At 70.0% G+C, this 21,305-nt stretch carries 8 protein-coding genes; all 8 read left to right on the top strand.

Annotated features, from left to right (window positions below):
* Nucleotides 1-252: 252 nt before the first annotated feature.
* Nucleotides 253-3,654, top strand: a complete 3,402-nt coding sequence (locus DN412_RS10560; protein WP_115014724.1) for an alpha-1,4-glucan--maltose-1-phosphate maltosyltransferase — start codon at nt 253-255, stop codon at nt 3,652-3,654.
* A gap of 21 nt (nt 3,655-3,675) precedes the next feature.
* Nucleotides 3,676-7,035 carry a maltose alpha-D-glucosyltransferase gene (gene treS, locus DN412_RS10565; RefSeq protein WP_115014727.1) on the top strand — a complete coding sequence of 1,120 codons (3,360 nt, stop codon included), beginning with the start codon at nt 3,676-3,678 and terminating at the stop codon, nt 7,033-7,035.
* Nucleotides 7,032-9,314 carry a 1,4-alpha-glucan branching protein GlgB gene (gene glgB, locus DN412_RS10570; RefSeq protein ID WP_115014730.1) on the top strand — a complete coding sequence of 761 codons (2,283 nt, stop codon included), beginning with the start codon at nt 7,032-7,034 and terminating at the stop codon, nt 9,312-9,314. The genes treS and glgB overlap by 4 nt, the downstream gene beginning before the upstream one ends.
* Complete coding sequence (gene glgX / locus DN412_RS10575) at nt 9,311-11,572, top strand: glycogen debranching protein GlgX (protein WP_115014732.1); 2,262 nt, start codon at nt 9,311-9,313, stop codon at nt 11,570-11,572. The genes glgB and glgX overlap by 4 nt, the downstream gene beginning before the upstream one ends.
* Nucleotides 11,569-13,857, top strand: coding sequence for a 4-alpha-glucanotransferase (gene malQ, locus DN412_RS10580; RefSeq protein ID WP_115014735.1), 2,289 nt, complete (start codon nt 11,569-11,571; stop codon nt 13,855-13,857). The genes glgX and malQ overlap by 4 nt, the downstream gene beginning before the upstream one ends.
* Nucleotides 13,858-13,889: 32 nt before the next feature.
* A complete protein-coding gene (locus tag DN412_RS10585; RefSeq protein ID WP_115014738.1) occupies nt 13,890-16,433 on the top strand; it encodes a glycogen/starch/alpha-glucan phosphorylase in 2,544 nt (847 codons plus the stop codon).
* 236 nt (nt 16,434-16,669) lie between these two features.
* Nucleotides 16,670-18,649, top strand: coding sequence for a malto-oligosyltrehalose trehalohydrolase (gene treZ, locus DN412_RS10590; RefSeq protein ID WP_115014741.1), 1,980 nt, complete (start codon nt 16,670-16,672; stop codon nt 18,647-18,649).
* Nucleotides 18,646-21,303 (top strand): malto-oligosyltrehalose synthase, encoded by a 2,658-nt coding sequence (gene treY / locus DN412_RS10595; protein ID WP_115014873.1) that lies wholly within the window; start codon nt 18,646-18,648, stop codon nt 21,301-21,303. Before treZ ends, treY begins: the two co-directional genes overlap by 4 nt.
* Nucleotides 21,304-21,305: the final 2 nt, after the last annotated feature.

The following is a 21,305-nucleotide window of genomic DNA, read 5'->3' on the forward strand; positions in this document are numbered from 1 at the left end:
AAGCCCGGCCTGCCGCCCCGCGCGTTCTTTCCATCGGCATGGCGCGAGCCGGTAGTTTTTACAAGCAGCTCCGCATCGCGCACATGAAGGGCGGCGGCGTTTTCCCTTGAAGCGCCTTGTCTCGGGGCATAACGGCGCCGGGCCGGGCGTGCTGGCACGCACTTCGCATGGCAGTGCCATCCCGCCGGCTGGCCGCGAGGCGCCGGCTCGGGATTTTGTTGCTCCACCGGAGCGAAACCCCGGGAGGACTTTGTGCGGATCTGCCAGATCGACCTGACCGGAATGCCCGATGCCGATCAGCACGCGCTGCAGCGCGTGGCGGCACTGGGCTTCGACCACGTACTGATCGGCGGCTGGCCGCACCTGCCCGGGGAAGACACGCTTGCGGCATGCGCCCGACATGGGCTGGCACCGCTGCTGGATATTTCACTGGACCGCTATATGGCCGACGGCGCCGCCGGGGCAGACGATCTGCCGGACGTCGCCTGGATCGACACCGCGTCTCCGGCCTACGCCCCTCACGAGACCGACAACCATATCCCCGGCACGCGCCTGCGCTGGCATGACCGGCAAATTGCCGAAGCGCTGGTGCAGTGGTGGGCGGCGCGGCTGCGCATGGCCCGGGCGGCGGGCGCCGCGGGCTTCTGCTGTCGTGCGCCGGCACGCGTACCCGGCAGGTGCTGGACCGCGCTGCTGGAAACCTTGCGCAGCGATGCCGTGCCGGACCAGGCGCCTGGCATCGCGCGCTTTCTTGCCTGGACGCCGGGCCTGACGCCGGCGCAGCTGGACGAGCTGGCGCCGGCCGGCTTCGACGGCGCCTTCTGCTCGCTGCCGTGGTGGGACTATCGAAGTGCCTGGCTGACCGAGGAAATGGCGCGCCTGCGCCGCTTTGGCCGGGTCCTGGCGGCACCGGCGCTGACCCCGTCCAGCCATGACGCGCTCAGCGCGCGCCGCGCGCTGTGGACCGCAGCCGCGATCGGCGACGGCATCCTGGTGCCGGCGGGCTTCGAGACCGGCGGCGCGCTCGCGCGCGACCCGCTGGCCCCTGACGGCGCTGCGCACGACGGCGCGCCCTACGACATCACCCATGAACTGCTGGAGGCCAACACCTGGCTCGCCGCGCGCAATCCGGCGCCGGCCCTCGGCGTGCGGCTGCTGAGCGGCCCCGATGCACCGCTGACGGTGCTGGCGCGTCTGCCCGCGCCAGACGGCAACTGCGCGTTACCCGATGCGAAGGTCCAACGCGATGACCCCGCCGTGCCTGACGGTGGCCCGGCGCTGGCCGTGGTGCTCAACCCCGACCCGATCGCACCGGGCAGCCTTGGCGCCGACCGCGTGCTGAGCGCATTGCCGCACGCCAGCGCCCGCCTTGAGCCCGCGGCAGGCGGCCCCGGCGGTACGATCGACGGCACCAGCCGCCTTGACGCGCTTGACCGCATCACGCTGGCGCCCGCGGATATCCGCCTGTATGAAGTGCCCCCGGTGCCGCTAAGCCGGCCAGGCATGCCGCGCCCCGGCGCGCGCGCGCCGCATGGCCATGAAACCCTGGCCGTGACCGGCCTGGGCAGCGTGGTGGCGGCGATGGAGGCCTCGCGCATCGCCATCGAGCGGGTCGAGCCATCCTGCGACGAAGGCCGCTTCGCGGTGCGGCGCGTGGTGGGCGAGCGCGTGACCGTCAGCGCCGACATCTGGATGGACGGCCACGACAAGCTCGCCGCCGCCGTGCTTTGGCGCGCGCCGGGCGAGACCGGCTGGCACGAAGCGCCAATGCAGCCGTTGATCAACGACCGCTGGGAAGGCAGCTTCCCGCTGGTGGCGCTGGGGCGGCATGAATTCACGGTCGAGGCCTGGCGCGACACCTTCGCCAGCTGGCTCGACGAGATCGGCAAGAAGCGCGCGGCCGGACTGAACGTGGCGCTTGAAACCGAAGAAGGCGCGCGGCTGGTCGCGGACGCACTGCTCCAGCCAGCCCGCAACGGCAAGAAGGACAACCAGAAGGCCTCCGAGGACAGCGAGCTGTCCGCCATCGTCGATGCACTGACTGCCGCGGCCGGCAATGACGAGCGCCGCCTCGAACTGCTGCTGTCCCAGCGCACCGCGACGGCGATGCACGCCGTGATGCAAACGCCGGCAGGACGCCCGTTCGCATCGCGCCATCCGGTGGCCATGCCCGTCGAGGCCGACCGCCTGGCCGCGCGCTATGCCAGCTGGTATGAGCTGTTCCCGCGCTCGCAAAGCAATGACACGCAGCGCCACGGCACCTTTGACGATGTGATTGCGCGGCTGCCCGCGATCCGCGCGATGGGCTTCGATGTGCTCTACTTCACGCCGATTCACCCGATCGGCCGCACCCATCGCAAGGGCCGCAACAACAGCTTGCGCAGCGAGCCCGGCGACCCGGGCAGCCCCTACGCCATCGGCGGCGACGAAGGCGGCCACGATGCCTTGCATCCCGAGCTGGGCACCTTCGAGGATTTCCGCCGCCTGATCGACGCTGCCGCCGCCAACGGCCTGGAGCTGGCGCTGGACTTCGCGATCCAGTGCTCGCCCGACCATCCGTGGCTGAAGGACCACCCGGAGTGGTTCGCGCACCGGCCCGACGGCTCACTGCGCTATGCCGAGAACCCGCCGAAGAAGTACGAGGACATCGTCAACGTCGATTTCTACGCGGCGCCGCCGGCTGGTGCGGCGTTGTGGCAGGCGCTGCGCGACGTGGTGATGTTCTGGGCCGACCACGGCGTGCGCATCTTCCGCGTGGACAACCCACATACCAAGCCGCTGCCGTTCTGGGAATGGATGATCGCCGACGTGCGCGCGCGCCACCCTGACACCATCTTCCTGGCCGAGGCCTTCACCCGGCCCAAGATGATGGCGCGGCTCGCCAAGCTGGGGTTCAGCCAGTCGTACACCTACTTCACCTGGCGCAACACCAAGTGGGAGCTGACGGAGTATATGACCGAGCTCACCCAGAGCCCGCTGCGCGACTTCTTCCGCCCGCACTTCTTCGTCAACACGCCCGATATCAACCCCTATTTCCTGCACCAGGGCGGCCGCGCCGCCTTCCTGATCCGCGCGGCGCTGGCGACGCTGCTGTCGGGGCTGTGGGGCATGTATAGCGGCTTCGAGCTGTGCGAGAGCGCGCCCTTCGTGCTGGACGGCAAGGTGCGCGAGGAATACCTGGACTCCGAGAAATACCAGCTGCGCGTGCGCGACTGGCGGCAGCCGGGCAATATCGTCGCCGAGATCTCCCGCCTGAACGAGATCCGCGCCGGGCACCCCGCACTGCAGAACCACCTCGGGCTGCGCTTCTACCACGCTGGCAGCGATGCGGTGCTGTGGTTCGCGCGCTTCGTGCCGGGTACCGACTACCTGTTCGGCGACGACGTGCTGCTGGCGGCGATCAACCTGGATCCGCGCACGGTGCACGACACCGATATCGAAATCCCGCTGTGGGAATGGGGCCTGCCCGACCAGGCCGGCCTGGCGGTGCAGGACCTGATGCGCGGCCAGCACTTCGAGCTGCGCGGCAAGCACCAGCGCATCCGGCTCGACCCGGCGCTGCTGCCCTTCACGGTCTGGCACGTGCGTCCGCTGGAACGTCCCGCTCCCCGCCCGCCCACAGCGCCGGTGCCAATAGACCCGCACGGCGCCTGACAGGCATACGTGGAGACACGGATGAGACGCCTTACCGAAACCGGCAATGCCGCCCTGCTCAATGCCGACCCGCTCTGGTACAAGGACGCGGTCATCTACCAGTTGCACATCAAGTCCTTCTACGACGCCAACGGCGACGGCGTGGGCGACTTCGCCGGGCTGCAGGCCAAGCTCGACTATCTGGTCAACCTGGGCGTGGACACCGTCTGGCTGCTGCCGTTCTATCCGTCGCCGCGCCGCGACGACGGCTACGACATTGCCGACTACCGCAACGTACACCCCGACTACGGCACGCTGGCCGAGGCGCGGCGCTTCGTCGCCGCAGCCCATGTACGCGGGCTGCGCGTCATCACCGAACTGGTCATCAACCACACCTCGGACCAGCACCCGTGGTTCCAGCGCGCGCGCAAGGCCAAGCCCGGCTCGGCGGCGCGCCGCTACTACGTGTGGTCCGACCACGACCAGTCCTACGCCGGCACCCGCATCATCTTCTGCGATACCGAGAAGTCCAACTGGAGCTGGGACCCGGTGGCGGGCGCCTATTTCTGGCACCGCTTCTACTCGCACCAGCCGGACCTGAACTTTGACAACCCGCAGGTGCTCAACGAAGTGCTGTCGGTGATGCGCTTCTGGCTCGACATGGGCATCGACGGACTGCGCCTGGACGCGGTGCCGTACCTGGTGGAGCGCGAAGGCACCAGCAACGAGAACCTGCCGGAGACCCACGCCGTCATCCGCCATATCCGCGCGCACCTGGACCAGCACTTCCGCGGCCGCATGCTGCTGGCCGAAGCCAATATGTGGCCGGAAGATGCCCAGCAGTACTTCGGCCTGACCGGGCCCGACCCGGAGGGCGACGAATGCCACATGGCCTTCCACTTCCCGCTGATGCCGCGCATGTACATGGCGATCGCGCGCGAAGACCGCTTCCCGATCACCGACATCATGCGCCAGACGCCGGAAGTGCCCCCCAACTGCCAGTGGGCCATCTTCCTGCGCAACCATGATGAACTGACGCTGGAGATGGTGACCAGCAGCGAGCGCGACTACCTGTGGGAGGTCTACGCCTCGGACCGGCGCGCGCGCATCAACCTGGGCATCCGCCGCCGGCTGGCGCCGCTGATGGAGCGCGACCGCCGCCGCATCGAGCTGATGAACAGCCTGCTGTTCTCGATGCCGGGCACGCCGGTAATCTACTACGGCGACGAGATCGGCATGGGCGACAACATCCACCTGGGCGACCGCGATGGCGTGCGCACGCCGATGCAGTGGTCACCCGACCGCAACGGCGGCTTCTCGCACGCCGATCCCGAGCGGCTGGTGCTGCCGCCGCTGCAGGGGCCGCTGTACGGCTACGAGGCAGTCAACGTGGAGGCGCAGGCGCGCGACCCGCATTCGCTCCTGAACTGGATGCGGCGCATGCTGGCACTGCGCCGCAAGCACCGTGCCTTTGGCCGCGGCACGCTGCGCTTCCTGTTTCCCGGCAACCGCAAGATCCTGGCTTACTTGCGCGAGTTCGAGGGCGAGCATATCCTGTGCGTGGCCAACCTGTCGCGCGCGCCGCAGGCGGTGGAACTGGACCTGTCCGCCTTCAACGGCCGCGTGCCGGTGGAGATGATGGGCGCCACGCCGTTCCCGGCCATCGGCACGCTGACCTACCTGCTGACGCTGCCGCCTTACGGCTTCTACTGGTTCGTGCTGAGCGACGAGGCCCAGCCGCCCTCATGGCACGTGGAGGCACCAGAGCAGATGCCAGACCAGATCACGCTTGTGATGCAGAACACAGGCAGGCCCGAACTGACCGACGCCTCGCGCCGCCTCATGGCCAGCGAAGTCCTGCCGCACTATATCGGCCGGCGCCGCTGGTTCGGCGCCAAGCACGAGCGCATCGAGCGCATCGCGCTGACCTACCTGCTGCCCTTTACGCGCGGCAGCAGCGGCGAGGATATCTACCTGGGCGAGGTCGAAGTGTCCCTGCCCGGGCGCACCGAACGCTACCAGTTGCCGCTGGGCATCCTGTGGGACCGCGAAAGCGCCGACGGCGTGTCGCAACTGGCGCAGGGTCTGTCGATGGCGCGCGTGCGCCAGGGCAGCCGCGTCGGGCTGGCCACCGATGGCTTCGTGATCGAGCCCTTTGCGCGCGAAGTAGTGCGCGCGCTGCGCAATGACGTGCAGATGCATGCCGGCAACGACATCATCCACTTCCGCGCCGAACCCGGCCTGGCCGCGCTGGAACTGGAGAACGACCCGATCGAGTACATGTCGGCCGAGCAGTCGAACAGCTCCCTGTCGTACAACAGCTCGGCCGTGCTCAAGCTGGTGCGCCGGCTCTCGGGCGGGATCCACCCCGAGGCCGAGATGACGCGCTACCTGACCGCGCAGGGCTATGCGCATGCGGCCCCGCTGCTGGGCGAAGTGGTGCGCACCGGGTCGGATGGCGTGCCGCATACGCTGATGCTGCTGCAGGGCTATATTCTGAACCAGGGCAATGGCTGGGACTGGACCCTGGACTACCTGGGCCGCACCATCGACGACGCCCTGCCCTCGCAGGAAGGCGAGGACGAATTCGGCGAGGCCATGAACGGCTACGCCGCGCTGGCCGGCACGCTCGGCCGCCGGCTGGCCGAACTGCATGCCGTGCTGGCGCGCCCCACCGGCGACGACGCCTTCGCGCCGTTGCCGGCCACTGATGGCGATGCGCGCGCGTGGGCCGGCCAAGCCATGGACGCGCTGCAGCGCGCGCTGAACCGGCTGCAGCCTCCGCCCGCCACCGTGCCCGGCCCGGTGCGCCAGGCCTTCGAGGCCGACGTGCAGACCCTGCTGGCCGCGCGCGACGCACTGCCCGCATTGGTCGAACAGCTTGCCGCCGCCGCGCCCGGCAGCCTGCAGACGCGCATTCACGGCGACTTCCACCTGGGCCAGGTACTGATCGCGCAGAACGACACCTACCTGGTCGACTTCGAAGGCGAGCCCGGCCTGCCGCTGGACTGGCGCCGCCGCAAGACCTCGCCGCTACGCGATGTGGCAGGACTGCTGCGCTCGCTCGACTATGCCGCGGCCACGGTAGGCACTGATCGCCAGGAACGCACCCACAGCGAACTGCCGCCGCAGCTGGCCGAACGCCGCGCGGTGCTGCTGGAGCAATTCCGCGCCACCGCCAACGAAGCCTTCCTGACCTGCTACCGCCAGCACATGGAGGCCTCGCCCGCGCCATGGGTGGCGCCCGACCAGCTGCAGCCCCTGCTCGACCTGTTCCTGCTGGAGCGTGCGGCCTATGAAGTCGAATACGAAGCCGCCAACCGCGTGGCGTGGATCGACCTGCCGGTCAGCGGCCTGGCCCGCCTGCTGCGCAAGCTGGCCATGCCGGGAGGCCAGCCATGAGCCCTGCGGCCAACACCACCGCCGGCACGCAAACCGGCATGCTCCCGGTCCATGAACTCGAGGCCCTGCTTGGCGCGCGCCACCATGACCCGTTTGCGGTGCTGGGCCCCCACCCTGATGGCGACAGCACGCTGGTGCGCGCCTGCCTGCCGGGCGCGGCATCGGTGCAGCTGGCCGATGCCAGCGGAACGCCGCTGGCGCAAATGGAGCGGCTGCATGGCGGCGGCATCTTCGCCGCGCGTCTGCCGCGCGCACACAAAGCCGATGCCGCCGGCTACCGGCTGCGCGTGCAATGGTCCGACGGCACCGAGCAATGCAGCGCCGATCCCTACGCTTTCGGACTGCTGCTGGGCGAGCTGGACCTGCACCTGATCGCCGAGGGCCGCCACTTCGAGCTGGGCGCCTGCCTGGGCGCGCAATGGCAACGCGTGGACGGCATCGACGGCGTGCGCTTTGCGGTCTGGGCACCCAACGCGCGGCGTGTCTCGGTGATCGCCGACTTCAACGGCTGGCACCCGGCGCGGCACCCGATGCGGCTGCGCCATCCCAGCGGCATCTGGGAGCTGTTCGTCCCTGCCGCGCTGGGCGCGCAGCCGGGCAGCCGCTACAAGTACGACCTGCTCGACCCGCAGGGCACCGAACTGCCCGACAAGGCCGACCCGCTGGCGCAGGCCACCGAGGCGCCGCCCGCCACCGCATCGGTTGTCGCCGGGCCGGGGCAAGGCGCGCCACCATTCACCTGGCACGACGCCGACTGGATGGCGCGCCGCGAAGTCGCCGACCCTTACAGCGCGCCGATGTCCGTCTACGAAGTCCATGTGCTGTCGTGGCTGCGCGCCGCCAACGACCCGCAACGCGGCTGGGAAATCCTGGCCGAGCGGCTGGTGCCCTACGTGCAGGAGCTTGGCTTCACCCATATCGAGCTGCTGCCCGTCACCGAGCACCCGTTCGGCGGCTCCTGGGGCTACCAGCCGCTGTCGCTGTATGCGCCCACCGCGCGCCTGGGCCCGCCGCAGGCCTTCGCCGCGTTTATCGACCGCTGCCACCAGGCTGGGATCGGCGTGATCCTGGACTGGGTGCCGGCGCACTTCCCCACCGATCCGCACGGACTGGCGCGCTTCGACGGCACCGCGCTGTATGAGCACAAGGACCCGCGCGAAGGCTTCCACCAGGACTGGAACACGCTGATCTACAACCTCGGCCGCAACGAGGTGCGCGGCTTCCTGCTGGCCGGCGCGCTGCACTGGCTGGAGCACTTCCACGCCGACGGCCTGCGCGTCGACGCGGTGGCGTCCATGCTCTACCGCGACTACAGCCGCGAGCCCGGCCAGTGGGTGCCAAACCGCTTCGGCGGCCGCGAAAACCTCGAAGCCGTGGACTTCCTGCGCGAACTCAACGCCGTGGTCCATGAGCGTTGCCCCGGCGCACTGACCATCGCCGAGGAGTCCACCGCATGGCCCGGCGTGACCGCCAGCGTGGCCAGCGGCGGGCTCGGCTTTGACTTCAAATGGAATATGGGGTGGATGCACGATACGCTGCACTACCTTGGCCATGAGCCCATCCACCGCGCCTGGCACCACCAGGACATGACCTTTGGCCTGGTCTACGCCTGGTCCGAAGCCTTCGTGCTGCCGCTGTCGCACGACGAGGTGGTGCACGGCAAGGGGTCGATGATCGGCAAGGTGCCCGGCGACGACTGGCAGCGCTTCGCCGGCCTGCGCGCCTACTACGGCTTCATGTGGACCCACCCGGGCAAGAAGCTGCTGTTCATGGGCGGCGAGCTGGCGCAGTGGCAGGAATGGAACCACGATGCCGAGCTGGACTGGCCGCTGCTGGACCAGCCCATGCACCGCGGCGTGCATACGCTGGTGCGCGACCTCAACCGCCTCTACCGCGAACTGCCCGCGCTGCATGCGCTGGACCACAGCCCCGAGGGCTTCCGCTGGGTGGTCGGCGACGACAACCACAACAGCGTGTTCGCATGGCTGCGCCGCGCCGGTCCCGACAGCCGCGAGGCGGTGCTGGTGGTGGCAAACATGACCCCGGTGCCGCGCTACAACTACCGGCTCGGGGTGCCGTACGCAGGCACCTGGCAGGAATGCCTGAATACCGATGCGGCCGTGTATGGCGGCAGCAATGTCGGCAACGGCGGCGCAGTGGCGGCGGTGGAGGTGCCGTCACACGGCCAGCCGGCTTCGCTCGCGCTGACGCTGCCGCCGCTGGCCACGCTGGTGCTGCGCTTCGATCACGGTGGCAGTAGCCGGGGCGCATCCACATGACCCGCCAGATTGCCGACCGGCTCCTGCCCGGCAAGCCATCTCCCCTGGGCGCCAACTGGGACGGCCTGGGGGTCAATTTCGCGGTGTTCTCCGCGCACGCCCCGCGCATCGACCTGTGCCTGTTTTCCGACAACGGCCGCAAGGAACTGGCGCGCCTGCCGCTGCCGGAATGCACCGACGAGATCTGGCACGGCTATCTGCCGAACGCCGCACTGGGCACGCTGTACGGCTACCGCGCGCACGGTCCCTACGATCCCGTGCACGGCCACCGCTTCAACCCGCACAAGCTGCTGCTGGACCCGTATGCGCGCCAGCTGAGCGGACCGGTGCGCTGGTCCGATGCGCTGTTCGGCTACCGCCTGCAAAGCGCGCGCGGCGACCTCACGCCGGATCGCCGCGACAGCGCCCCGACCATGCCCAAGGCGGTGGTGGTGGACGAAAGCTTCCATTGGGGCGACGACCGCCCGCCCGCGGTGCCGTGGCCCGCCACCGTCATCTACGAAGCCCACCTGCGCGGCCTGTCGATGCTGCGCGGCGACCTGCTGCCCCATTTGCGCGGCAGCTTCGCCGCGCTGTGCGATCCGCGCTTTATCGACCACCTGCTGCAGCTCGGGGTGACCACGGTCGAACTGCTGCCGGTGCACGCCATCCTGCAGGACCGCTTCCTGCTGGAGCGCGGCCTGCGCAACTACTGGGGCTACAACACCCTGGCGTACTTTGCGCCGGAGCCCGCCTATCTCGGCACCGGGCAACTGCAGGAGTGCAAGGTAGCGATGCGGCGCCTGCACGCCGCCGGTATCGAAGTGATCCTGGACGTGGTCTACAACCACACCTGCGAAGGCAACGAACTGGGGCCGACGGTGTCCTGGCGCGGGCTGGACAATGCCAGCTACTACCGGCTGATGCCGGGCGACGAGCGCCACTACATCAACGACACCGGCTGCGGCAACACCCTCAACCTGTCGCATCCGAGCGTGCTGCAGATGGTGATGGATTCGCTGCGCTACTGGGTGCAGTGCTACCACGTCGACGGCTTCCGCTTTGACCTGGGCAGCACGCTCGGGCGCGAGGGCAATGGCTTCGACCCAGGCTCGGGCTTCTTCGATGCGCTGATGCAGGACCCGGTGCTGAGCCGCGTCAAGCTGATCTCCGAGCCGTGGGACCTGGGCCCCGGCGGCTACCAGCTGGGCAACCACCCACCCGGCTTTGCCGAGTGGAACGACAAGTTCCGCGACGTGACCCGCCGCTTCTGGCGCGGCGACGCCGGCCACCGCGGCGAGCTGGCGGCGCGGCTGGCGGCCTCGGCCGACCTGTTCGACCGCCGCCACCGGCGCCCGTGGGCCAGCATCAACTTCATCACCGCGCACGATGGCTTCACCCTGGCCGACCTGGTCAGCTACAGCAGCAAGCACAACGAGGCCAACGGCGAAGACAACCGCGACGGCACCGACGATAACGCCAGCGCCAACTGGAGCCCGGACGGCAGCGTGGAGGGTCCTACCGACGACCCGGAGATCCTGATGCGGCGCCAGCGCGTGGCACAGGCGCTGATGGCCACGCTGCTGCTGTCGCAAGGCACGCCGATGCTGACCGCCGGCGACGAATGGGGCCGCGGCCAGCACGGCAACAACAACGCCTACTGCCAGGACAACGAGATCTCGTGGCTGGACTGGAAGCAGGCCCAGACGCCCGGCGCGCAGCCGCTGCAGCACATGGTGCGCCGCCTGCTGGCCCTGCGCCGGCGGCTGCATTCCCTGGCCGGCGACCGCTTTGCGCACGGACGCGAGGAACCGGCGCATGGCATTGCCGACATTGCCTGGTTCGATACCGACGGCAAGCCGCCCACCCCCGAGGAATGGGCCGATCCGGAGATCCGCACGCTCGCGCTGCGCCGCGCGGCCGCGCCGCCTCAACCGGAGCGCGCGCAGCTGGGCTCGCTGGCGCAAGAGGAAGAGAGCGATGCTGACACCGTGCAGGTAACCTTGCTGCTGCTCAACGCGGGCGATGCCGATGCATCTTTCCTGCTGCCCGCGCCCGCGCTGGCCTGGACGCTGCTGTTCGACAGCAGCCGGCCCGACGCCACCGAAGCCGAGCTCGCGGCCGAGGCGGTCGCCAACAACCAGGCGGTGGCGGGCCACTCGCTGGTGCTCCTGGCGGCGCAGGCCCGCAGCCGCCATAGCGCGCCCCAGGAAAGCCCGCCCCTGGGGGCACCCCAGGAAAGTCCGGATCCGGGCGCGCCGCAGGAGGCACAAGCGTGAGCCCGCGCGCCACCCGCCACCCCACCCACCGCGCCGCACCCACGCCGCTGCATGCGCTGGCGCTGCGCGCGGGCCTGCTGCCCCAGTGGACGGATGCCTGGAACCAGCCCCGGACGGTCTCCGACGCCGCGCTGCGGCGCGTGCTGGACGGGCTGGGCCTCCCTGGTGCCACCACTGGCCAGTGCGAGGCGTCGCGCGCGTGGCTTGCGTCCGACGACGCCGCGCACGCGCTGCCGCCGCTGGTCACCGCCGAGCGCGGCAAGCCCATGGCGGTGCCGTGGCCGCATACGCTGCCGCAGCGCGCCTACCGGCTGACGCTGGAGGACGGCGCCATCGTCACCGGCACCGCAGTGCGCGGCAACGATGACAGCGCGCGCGACAGCGACGGCGCCATGCTGCTGCCGGCCATCGACGTATGCGGCTACCACCGCCTGGAGCTGGGCGATGCGCACACCGTGCTGGCGGTTGCGCCGCCACGCTGCTACGGCGTTGCCGATGCCCTGCGCCACGCCGGTCGCGCGGGCGAACTGACCCGGCCCTGGGGCCTGGCGGTGCAGCTCTACAGCCTGCGGCGCGGCGCGCCCTGCGGCATGGGCGACCTGAGCGCGCTGGCGCAGTGCTGCATCAGCGCCGCCGGCGCCCGCGCCGACGCCGTGGCCATCAACCCGCTGCACGCCGGCTTTGCCGCGCTTCCCGAGCGCTATAGCCCGTACGCGCCGTCCAGCCGGCTGTTCCTGAACCCGCTTTATGCCGACCCCGCCGCGCAGTTCGGGCAGGCCGCGGTGGACGCGGCCATCGCCGCGCTGGGCGCGGGCGAAGCGCTGGCCGCGCTGGAAGCGCGCAGCGAGATCGACTGGATCGCGCTGGCGCCGCTGCGCTACGCCATCCTGCGGTGGCTATGGGAGCGCCGCGAGACGCTGCTGCCGCGCGCGACGCTCGATGACTGCGCCGCCTTTCGCGCGCGCGGCGGCACTACGCTGCATGCGCACGCCTGCTACGAGGCGATCCAGGCCCAGCGGCTGGCCGACAGCGCCAGCGGCACGAACCACAACGCCGCGCCCGACTGGCGCTGCTGGCCGGTCACGCTGCGCTCGCCCGGCGACGCCGCCGTGGCGGCCTTTGCACAGGCCCATGCCGATGCGGTTGGCTACCACGCCTTCCTGCAATGGATCGCCGCCGACGGCATGGCACGCGCGCAGCGGGGGGCACGCAATGCCGGCATGGCGGTCGGCATCGTCTCCGACCTGGCGGTAGGCGCCGACCCTGGCGGCAGCCAGGCCTGGACGCGGCAACAGGAAATCCTGGCGGGCTTCCATGCCGGCGCGCCCCCGGACCTGTACAACCCGCTCGGGCAGGACTGGGGCGTGGCGGTGTTCTCGCCGCGCGGACTGCGCCGCCACGGCTACGCCGCCTTCCTGGAAATGCTGCGCGCCAACCTGGCCCATGCCGGCGGCCTGCGCATCGACCATGTGCTGGGCCTGGCGCGCCTGTGGCTGGTGCCGGCCGGCGCCCCGGCGAGCGACGGCGCCTACCTGCGCTACCCACTGCAGGACATGCTGCGGCTGGTGGCGCTGGAGTCATGGCGGCACCGCGCCATCATCATCGGCGAGAACCTGGGCACGGTACCGCCGGAGCTGAATGCGGCGCTGTCGGCGCGTGGCGTGCTGGGCATCGACGTGCTGTGGTTCCAGCGCGAAGAAAGCGCGCCCGCCGATGCGGCGGAGGCAGCGCACCGCGTGCCCGACGCGGCGGTCGACACAGTGCCGGCCTTCCTGCCGCCCGCGGACTGGCAGCCCGATGCCGTCGGCACCACCTCGACGCACGACCTTCCCACGGTCACCGGCTGGTGGGCCGGCCGTGACCTGGCGTGGCGCGACCGGCTGCGCCTGCTGGCGCCCGGCGAAACCCTCGAAGACGTGCAAGCCGGCCGTGCGCGCGAGCGCAGTGCGCTATGGCAGGCGCTGTGCGATGCGGGGCTGTGCAGCGGCGCCGAGCCGGACCCCGCCCATGCCCCGCTCGATGCCGTACTGGCGTGGCTGGGCACGGCGCGCACCGCCATGCGGCTGGTGCCGCTGGAAGACCTGCTGGGAGAAGCCGAGCAGCCCAACCTGCCCGGCACCACCAGCATTCATCCCAACTGGCAGCGCCGGCTCGATGCCGATGTGCGTGCGCTGTTCGATACCCCGGCGGTGCGCGCGCGGGCCGATGCCGTGCGCGGCGCCAAAAGTGCCGCGCGCGAGACCAGCGCCGCGATCCGTCCACGCACGCATCGCACCATCCGCTAAGCTTGACCCACCCCCATGCGCAGGAGCCCGCCATGACGGAAGCCTTCCGCCCCGAGCATGCCGACGACACCCGTACCGCGCTGTCCGGCGCCAGCCTGCGCCGGGCCTTTCTTGACCACGTATTCCATACCCAGGGCAAGCTGCCCGGCCATGCCAGCCAGAACGACCTCTACCAGGCGGCCGCGCATACCGTGCGCGACCGCCTGGTGCAGCGCTGGATCAGCACCGCCGAGGCCTACCTGGGCCAGCCCTCGCGCACCGTCGCCTACCTGTCGGCCGAGTTCCTGATGGGCCCGCACCTGGGCAACAACCTGATCAACCTGGGCATCTTCAACGAGGTCCGCGAGGCCATGGCCGCGGCCGGGCTGGATCTCGACCGCATCCTCGACCAGGAGGTCGAGCCGGGGCTGGGCAACGGCGGCCTGGGCCGGCTGGCGGCCTGCTTCATGGATTCGCTGGCGACGCTGGAAATCCCCGCGCTCGGCTATGGCATCCGCTATGAATACGGCATCTTCCAGCAGACCATCATGGACGGCATGCAGGTGGAGAAGACCGATACCTGGCTGCGCAACGGCAACCCATGGGAGATCCAGCGCTCGGAATGGGCGGTGCAGGTGCGCCTGGGGGGCCACACCGAGCACTACACCGACGATCGCGGCCACTACCGCGTACGCTGGGTGCCGGCCAAGACCGTGGTGGGCGTGCCGTTCGACTCGCCGATCCTGGGCTACCGCGTCAATACCGTGAACACCCTGCGGCTGTGGCGCGCTGACGCCACCGAGGCCTTCGACTTCCATACCTTCAACCGCGGCGACTACCTGGGCGCGGTCAGCAAGAAGGTCACCTCGGAGAACCTGACCAAGGTCCTCTACCCCAACGACGAGACCAGCCAGGGCAAGGAGTTGCGGCTGGAGCAGCAGTACTTCTTCGTCGCCTGTTCGCTGCAGGACATGCTGCGGCTGCTGGCCGTCGACGGCATCCCGGTAACGCGCTTCCACGAGAAGTTCGCGGTGCAGCTCAATGACACCCACCCGGCGGTGGGCATTGCCGAACTGATGCGGCTGCTGGTCGACGACCATGACCTGCCGTGGAACGAGGCCTGGCAGATCACGCAGAAAGCCTTTGGCTACACCAACCACACGCTGCTGCCCGAGGCGCTGGAGCAGTGGCCGCTGCCGCTGTTTGGCCGGGTGCTGCCGCGCCACCTCGAGATCATCCTGGAGATCAACGCGCGCTTCCTGGACGAGGTGCGGATCCGCTTCTACGGCGACGAATCGCGGCTGGCGCGGCTGTCGCTGATCGGTGAGAACGGCGAACGGCATGTGCGCATGGCCAACCTGGCATGCGTGGGCAGCCACGCCATCAACGGCGTGGCCGAACTGCACTCGCGGCTGATGCGCGAGGACGTGCTCAAGGACTTCTACGAAATGTGGCCGGAGAAATTCACCAGCATCACCAACGGCGTGACGCCGCGGCGCTGGCTGGCGCTGTCCAACCCGCGGCTGACGCGGCTGGTGTCGGACGCGATCGGCGATGGCTGGATCTCGGACCTGGAGCAACTGCGCGCGCTGGAACCCCATGCTGACGACGCCGGCTTCCGCGAGCAATGGCAGGCCGCGCGGCTGGCCAACAAGACCGACCTGGCGCGACTGATCCGCGACACCACCGGCGTGGTGGTGGACCCTTCGTCCATGTTCGACGTGATGGTCAAGCGCATCCATGAATACAAGCGCCAGCACCTGGCCGTGCTGCATGTGATTGCACTGTATCACCGCATCAAGTCCGACCCCGGCGCGCAGATGCCGCCGCGCACCTTCCTGTTCGGCGGCAAGGCGGCGCCCGGCTACGCCTATGCCAAGCTCATGATCCGCTTCATCACCTCGGTGGCCGACGTGGTCAACCGCGACCCGCAGGTGCGGGACCGGCTCAAGGTGGTGTTCCTGCCCAACTTCAACGTCACCTACGGGCAGCGCATCTACCCGGCGGCGGACCTGGCCGAGCAGATTTCGCTGGCGGGCAAGGAGGCCTCCGGCACCGGCAACATGAAGTTCGCGATGAATGGCGCACTGAACATCGGCACCATGGACGGCGCCAATATCGAACTGCGCGAGGCCGTGGGCAACGACAACTTCTTCCCGTTCGGCCTGACCGCGCCCGAAGTCTATGCGCTGCGTGCCAACAATTATGACCCCGCGGCCTACTACCACAGCAACCCGCAACTGCGCGCGGTGATCGACCTGGTCCAGCAGGGCTTCTTCTCGCGCGGGGACCCGGCGCTGTTCCGTCCGTTGTTCAACCCGCAGCAGGGGCACGACCCTTATCTGCTGATGGCGGATTTTGCCTCTTACATTGAATGCCAGCAGCTGGTATCGGATGTGTTTACCGATCCGCAGCGCTGGCAGCGCATGTCAGTGCTGTCGTGCGCACGCTCGGGCAGGTTTTCCTCGGACCGGGCGATCCGCGAGTATTGCGAGCGCATCTGGAAAGTCGAGCCCGTGCCGGTGCGGCTGCTGCACCACGCCAGCGGCACAAGCTGGGATGTGGAGTCCGGCGCGCGCGGCCCGCGCGCCGCCTGAGGCACGCGGCGTTTGCTGAGGCTTGGCGCGGTTGGCGGAGCTGGATATTGCATGGTCGCGCTGCCCGGGTAGTTCCTACAATGGCCCATGTAACAAAGCCGGCCACGCACTTGTGCCCTGACCTGTTGCCTCGCCCCGCGAATGCACCGTTTTGCCGGCATGGCGTTCGCATGGCGTCAGGGCTGGCCGTTGCAGCCCGAAAGCCGTCCGAATACGCCCGAAGGCAGGAGCCGAATTTGACTGTCAACCCGTTTCTCGCCACCGGCGCCAGGTCCGCATCGCCCAGCCTGGCCCCGCGCGACTGCTTCGCAGCGCCTTCCGCCCCCGCCTTCTCCTCCGACGACGAACTATTGCAGGACTACCTGTTCGGGCCGGCCTGGCTACCCGACGGGCGCGTGCGTTTCCGGCTGTGGGCACCGGATGCGGCCGATCAAGGGCAGGCAGTGCGGCTGGAAATTGCCGGGCTGGGTCCGGTGCATATGGCCTGCGGCCCCAATGGCTGGTTCGAGGCCATCGTGCCGTGCTGCAAAGGCGCGCGCTACTGGTTCCGGCTTGACGACGGCACGATGGTGCCGGACCCGGCATCGCGCGGGCAGGCCGACGACGTGCACGGTCCCAGCATCGTGCCCGCCCCCGACGCCGCCGGCACGTTCGCATGGACCTGCCCCGACTGGCGCGGGCGCCCGTGGCACGAAGCCATCATCTATGAAATGCACGTGGGCCTGTGCGGTGGCTTTGCGGGCGCTGCACAGCAACTGCCGCGGCTGGCCGCGCTCGGCTTCACCGCAGTGGAGCTGATGCCGGTCGCCGAGTTTCCCGGCACGCGCAACTGGGGCTACGACGGCGTGCTCCCCTTTGCGCCAGAGTCCGGCTATGGCACGCCGGACGAACTGCGCGCCCTGGTGGACCGCGCACACCAGCTCGGCCTGATGGTGCTGCTCGACGTGGTCTACAACCATTTCGGGCCCGAGGGCAACTATCTGCACCACTACGCCAGCGCATTTTTCCGTGCCGACCGGCAGACCCCGTGGGGCCCGGCCATCGATTTCCGCCAGCCGCAGGTGCGGCGCTTCTTCACCGAGAATGCGCGCTACTGGCTGGAGCAGTTCCGCTTCGACGGCTTGCGGCTCGATGCCGTGCACGCCATCGATGACGAAGGCTGGCTGGCGGCGCTGCCGGGCGAACTGCGCGCCATGCTGGCCGCGGGCGACGGCGCCAACCGCCATCTCCACCTGGTGCTGGAAAACGACAACAACGATGCTGGCCTGCTGGCCGCGGGCTATGACGCGCAGTGGAACGACGATGTCCACCACGCGTTGCACGTGCTGCTGACCCGTGAGGAAGACGGCTATTACCGCGACTACACTTCGTGCCCGGATGTAGAGGGTGAAGCGCCTGCTGCGGCCGGGCGCGGCCAGCCTGCGCTGCGTCACCTGGCGCGTGTGCTGGGCGAAGGCTTTGCCTACCAGGGCGAGTTGTCATCCTTTCGCTCTGCCGCAGGGCACGAAGTGCGTCGCGGCCAGCCCAGTGCGCACCTGCCGCCCACGGCCTTTGTCTGCTTCCTGCAGAACCATGACCAGGCCGGCAACCGCGCACTGGGCGAACGGCTGGCCAGCCTGGCGGACCGCGACGCGCTGCGCGCGGCCGTGGCGCTGCAACTGCTGTGCCCGCAGGTGCCGCTGGTGTTCATGGGCGAAGAGACCGGCACCCAGCGGCCCTTCCTGTATTTCACCAGCCATCCGCCGGAACTGGCCCGCGCCGTGCGCGACGGGCGCCGCCGCGAGTTCGCCGCCACCGCCGCGTTCCGCGACGATGCGCGCGCGACGGCGATCCCCGATCCCAACGACCCGGCCACCTTCGAAGCCTCGCGCCCAGGCCTCGAAGACGATGGCGACTGGGCGCCCTACTACCGCGAGCTGCTGGCCGTGCGGCGCCGCGAACTGCTGCACCGGCTGGCCGGCTGCCAGAGCGCCGGGGTCGATATCCTGGGCCCGGCGGCACTGTGCGCGCGCTGGCGCCTGACGGACGGCATGGAGCTGAGCCTGTGGCTGAACCTGGGCAGCGAAGCCGTGCCGTGCACGCGCCCGTGCCGCGACATGAGCACGGCACTGCATGAGAGCGTCACCGGTGCGGCCGCGGAATTGTCGGCCGGCATGCTGCTGCCGCGCACCTGCGTCGCCACCGTGTGCGAGCCCGCCGGGGCGCGCGCAAGATGATGCCCGACGGCGCGCCGAAAGGCCTGCCGCGCGCCACCGCCCGGCTGCAGTTGCACCCGGGATTCACCTTTGCCGATGCCGCCGGCGTGGTCGGCTACTACGCCGCGCTCGGCGTCAGCCACCTGTACCTGTCGCCGGTCTGCTGCGCGCGGCCGGGCTCCACGCATGGCTATGACGTCACGGACTTCACCCGCGTGCGCGCCGAGCTGGGCGGAGAGTCCGGCCTGAAGGCGCTGGCCGCGCGCGCCCGCGACGCCGGCCTCGGCCTGATCCTCGATATCGTGCCCAACCACATGGCGGCCGACGCCACCCACAATGGCTGGTGGCGCGACGTACTGACGCACGGCCGCGCCAGCCGCTTTGCCGCGAGCTTCGACATCGACTGGACCCCGCGCAATCCGGTGCTGCACGGCAAAGTGCTGCTGCCGATCCTGGGCCAGTCGTACTGGGACACGATGGTCGCGGGCGAACTGCGCTGGGTGCCAGCGAGCGGCGATGCTCCCGCCCACCTGCGTTATTTCGACCACTCGCTGCCGCTTGCGCCAGGCAGCGTGGACGGCGAAGCCGAAACCAGCCGGCCCGCCTGGTACGACACCACGCAGGCCGAAGGCCGCAGCCGGCTCCATGCGCTGCTGGAGCGCCAGCACTACCGGCTTGCCTGGTGGCGCACCGCAGCCGCTGCGCTGAACTGGCGGCGCTTCTTCGAGATCAGCGACCTGGTAGGCGTGCGCGAGGAAGACCCGCAGGTGTTCGACGCCGTCCATGCCCTGGTTTTCCGCCTGCTGAGCGAAGGCTGGATCGACGGCGTGCGCGTGGACCATGTCGACGGCCTGGCCGATCCTGCAGGCTACTGCCGCAGGCTGCGCGCCGCACTGGACCGCCACGCCGCCGCGCGCCCGCCGCTGCTGCGGCTAGAGCACCCGTGGCTGGTGGTCGAAAAGATCCTGGGCCCGCGTGAGCGCCTAGCGCCGGACTGGCAGGTGCACGGCACCACCGGCTACGACTTCATGGACGACGTGGCCGCGGTGCTGCACGACGGCAACGGCGAGGCGCCGCTGGGCACGCTGTGGGCCTCCGTCAGTGGCGATGCGCGATCCTATGCCACGCATGTCGAGGCCGCGCGGCGCCAGGTGCTGGAGCGGCATCTGGTGACGGAATTCGAAGGCGTCGCCGCCAGCCTGCACGACTGCGCGGAGCAAGAGCCCGGCACTCGCGACCTGACCCGTGCAGCCCTGCGGCGCGCGCTGGCGGCACTGATGGCGGCGGTACCGCGCTATCGCAGCTACTTCGATGCGCAGCCCGCCGACCGCGATGCCGCCGTGGCCCATGCCGATGACGCCATGCTGGACCAGGCCATGCAGGCGGCACGCGCCGGCCTGGCTCCCGACGAGGCCGTCGCGCTGGCCTTTATCGGCGGCTGCCTGCGCACGGCCGCACCGCCCGACAGCGACACCGGGGAGCTGCGCCGCCGCCTGCAGCAGCTGATGCCGGCGCTGGCGGCCAAGGCTGGCGAAGACACCGCGTTCTACCGCTATGGCCGGCTGTTGTCGCGCAACGAGGTGGGCAGCGATCCGGGCCGCCTGGCGATGCCGCCGGCGCAATTCCACGCACGCATGGCGGCTCGGCGCCTGGCCTGCCCCAATGCCATGCTGGCCACCGCGACCCACGACCACAAGCGCGGTGAGGACGCGCGCATGCGCCTGGCCGTGCTGAGCGAGGTGCCGGGCGCCTGGGCCGACGCCGTGGCGGCATGGGAGCGCGAATGCGCGCCCCTGCTGTCCACGCTGCCGCGGGCGCCAGACCCGGGCGACCGGCTGATGCTGTACCAGACCCTGGTCGGCGCGTGGCCGATGGAAGACATCGGCCACCTGGCGGACACCAGCGCCATCGAGGCCTTGCTTGCGCGCGTGTCGGCGTGGCAGCTCAAGGCCATCCGCGAAGCCAAGCGCCACGGCAACTGGACCTGTCCCGATACGGAATACGAAGCCACCTGCGAAGCCTTCCTGCGTGGCATCGCTGCAGCCTGGCCACAGGGCGTGCTGGCGCAGATCGGCCAGTTTGCGCAACGCATTGCCGTGGCCGGCGCCGTCAACAGCCTGGCGCAGGTGCTGGTGCAACTGACCGCGCCGGGTATCCCTGACCGCTACCAGGGCTGCGAAGGCTGGGACCTGAGCCTGGTGGACCCGGACAACCGGCGCCAGCCGGACTATGCGCGGCTGCAGGCGCGCCTGGGTTGCAGCGCGGGCTGGGCACACTGGCTGGCGCACTGGCGCGACGGGCGCATCAAGCAGCAACTGGTGCGCCAGGTGCTGGCCGTGCGCCGCGCGCATCCGGCGCTCTTTGCCGACGGGCAATACGGCATGCTGGCCGCGCAGGGCACGCTGGTGCCCCAGGTGCTGGCCTTTGCGCGTACCACGGACGCGTGCCAGGCCATCACGGTGGTGACACGGCTGGCGGCCGCGCGGGTAGACCCGACCATGCCGCGCATTCCGCCCGCAAGCTGGGGCGACACCACGCTGAACGTGGGGGTGCCGCAGCACAGCCGCTGGACCGATGCGCTGACCAGCCATGCGCTCGATGCACCCACGGGCCGGCTGCGCCTGCGCGAGGTGCTGGGCGGCTTGCCGGTGGCACTGCTGCTGCGCGAGCCCTGATC

This window comes from Cupriavidus lacunae, from assembly GCF_003353055.1.
GTDB classification, from domain to species: Bacteria; Pseudomonadota; Gammaproteobacteria; order Burkholderiales; family Burkholderiaceae; genus Cupriavidus; species Cupriavidus lacunae.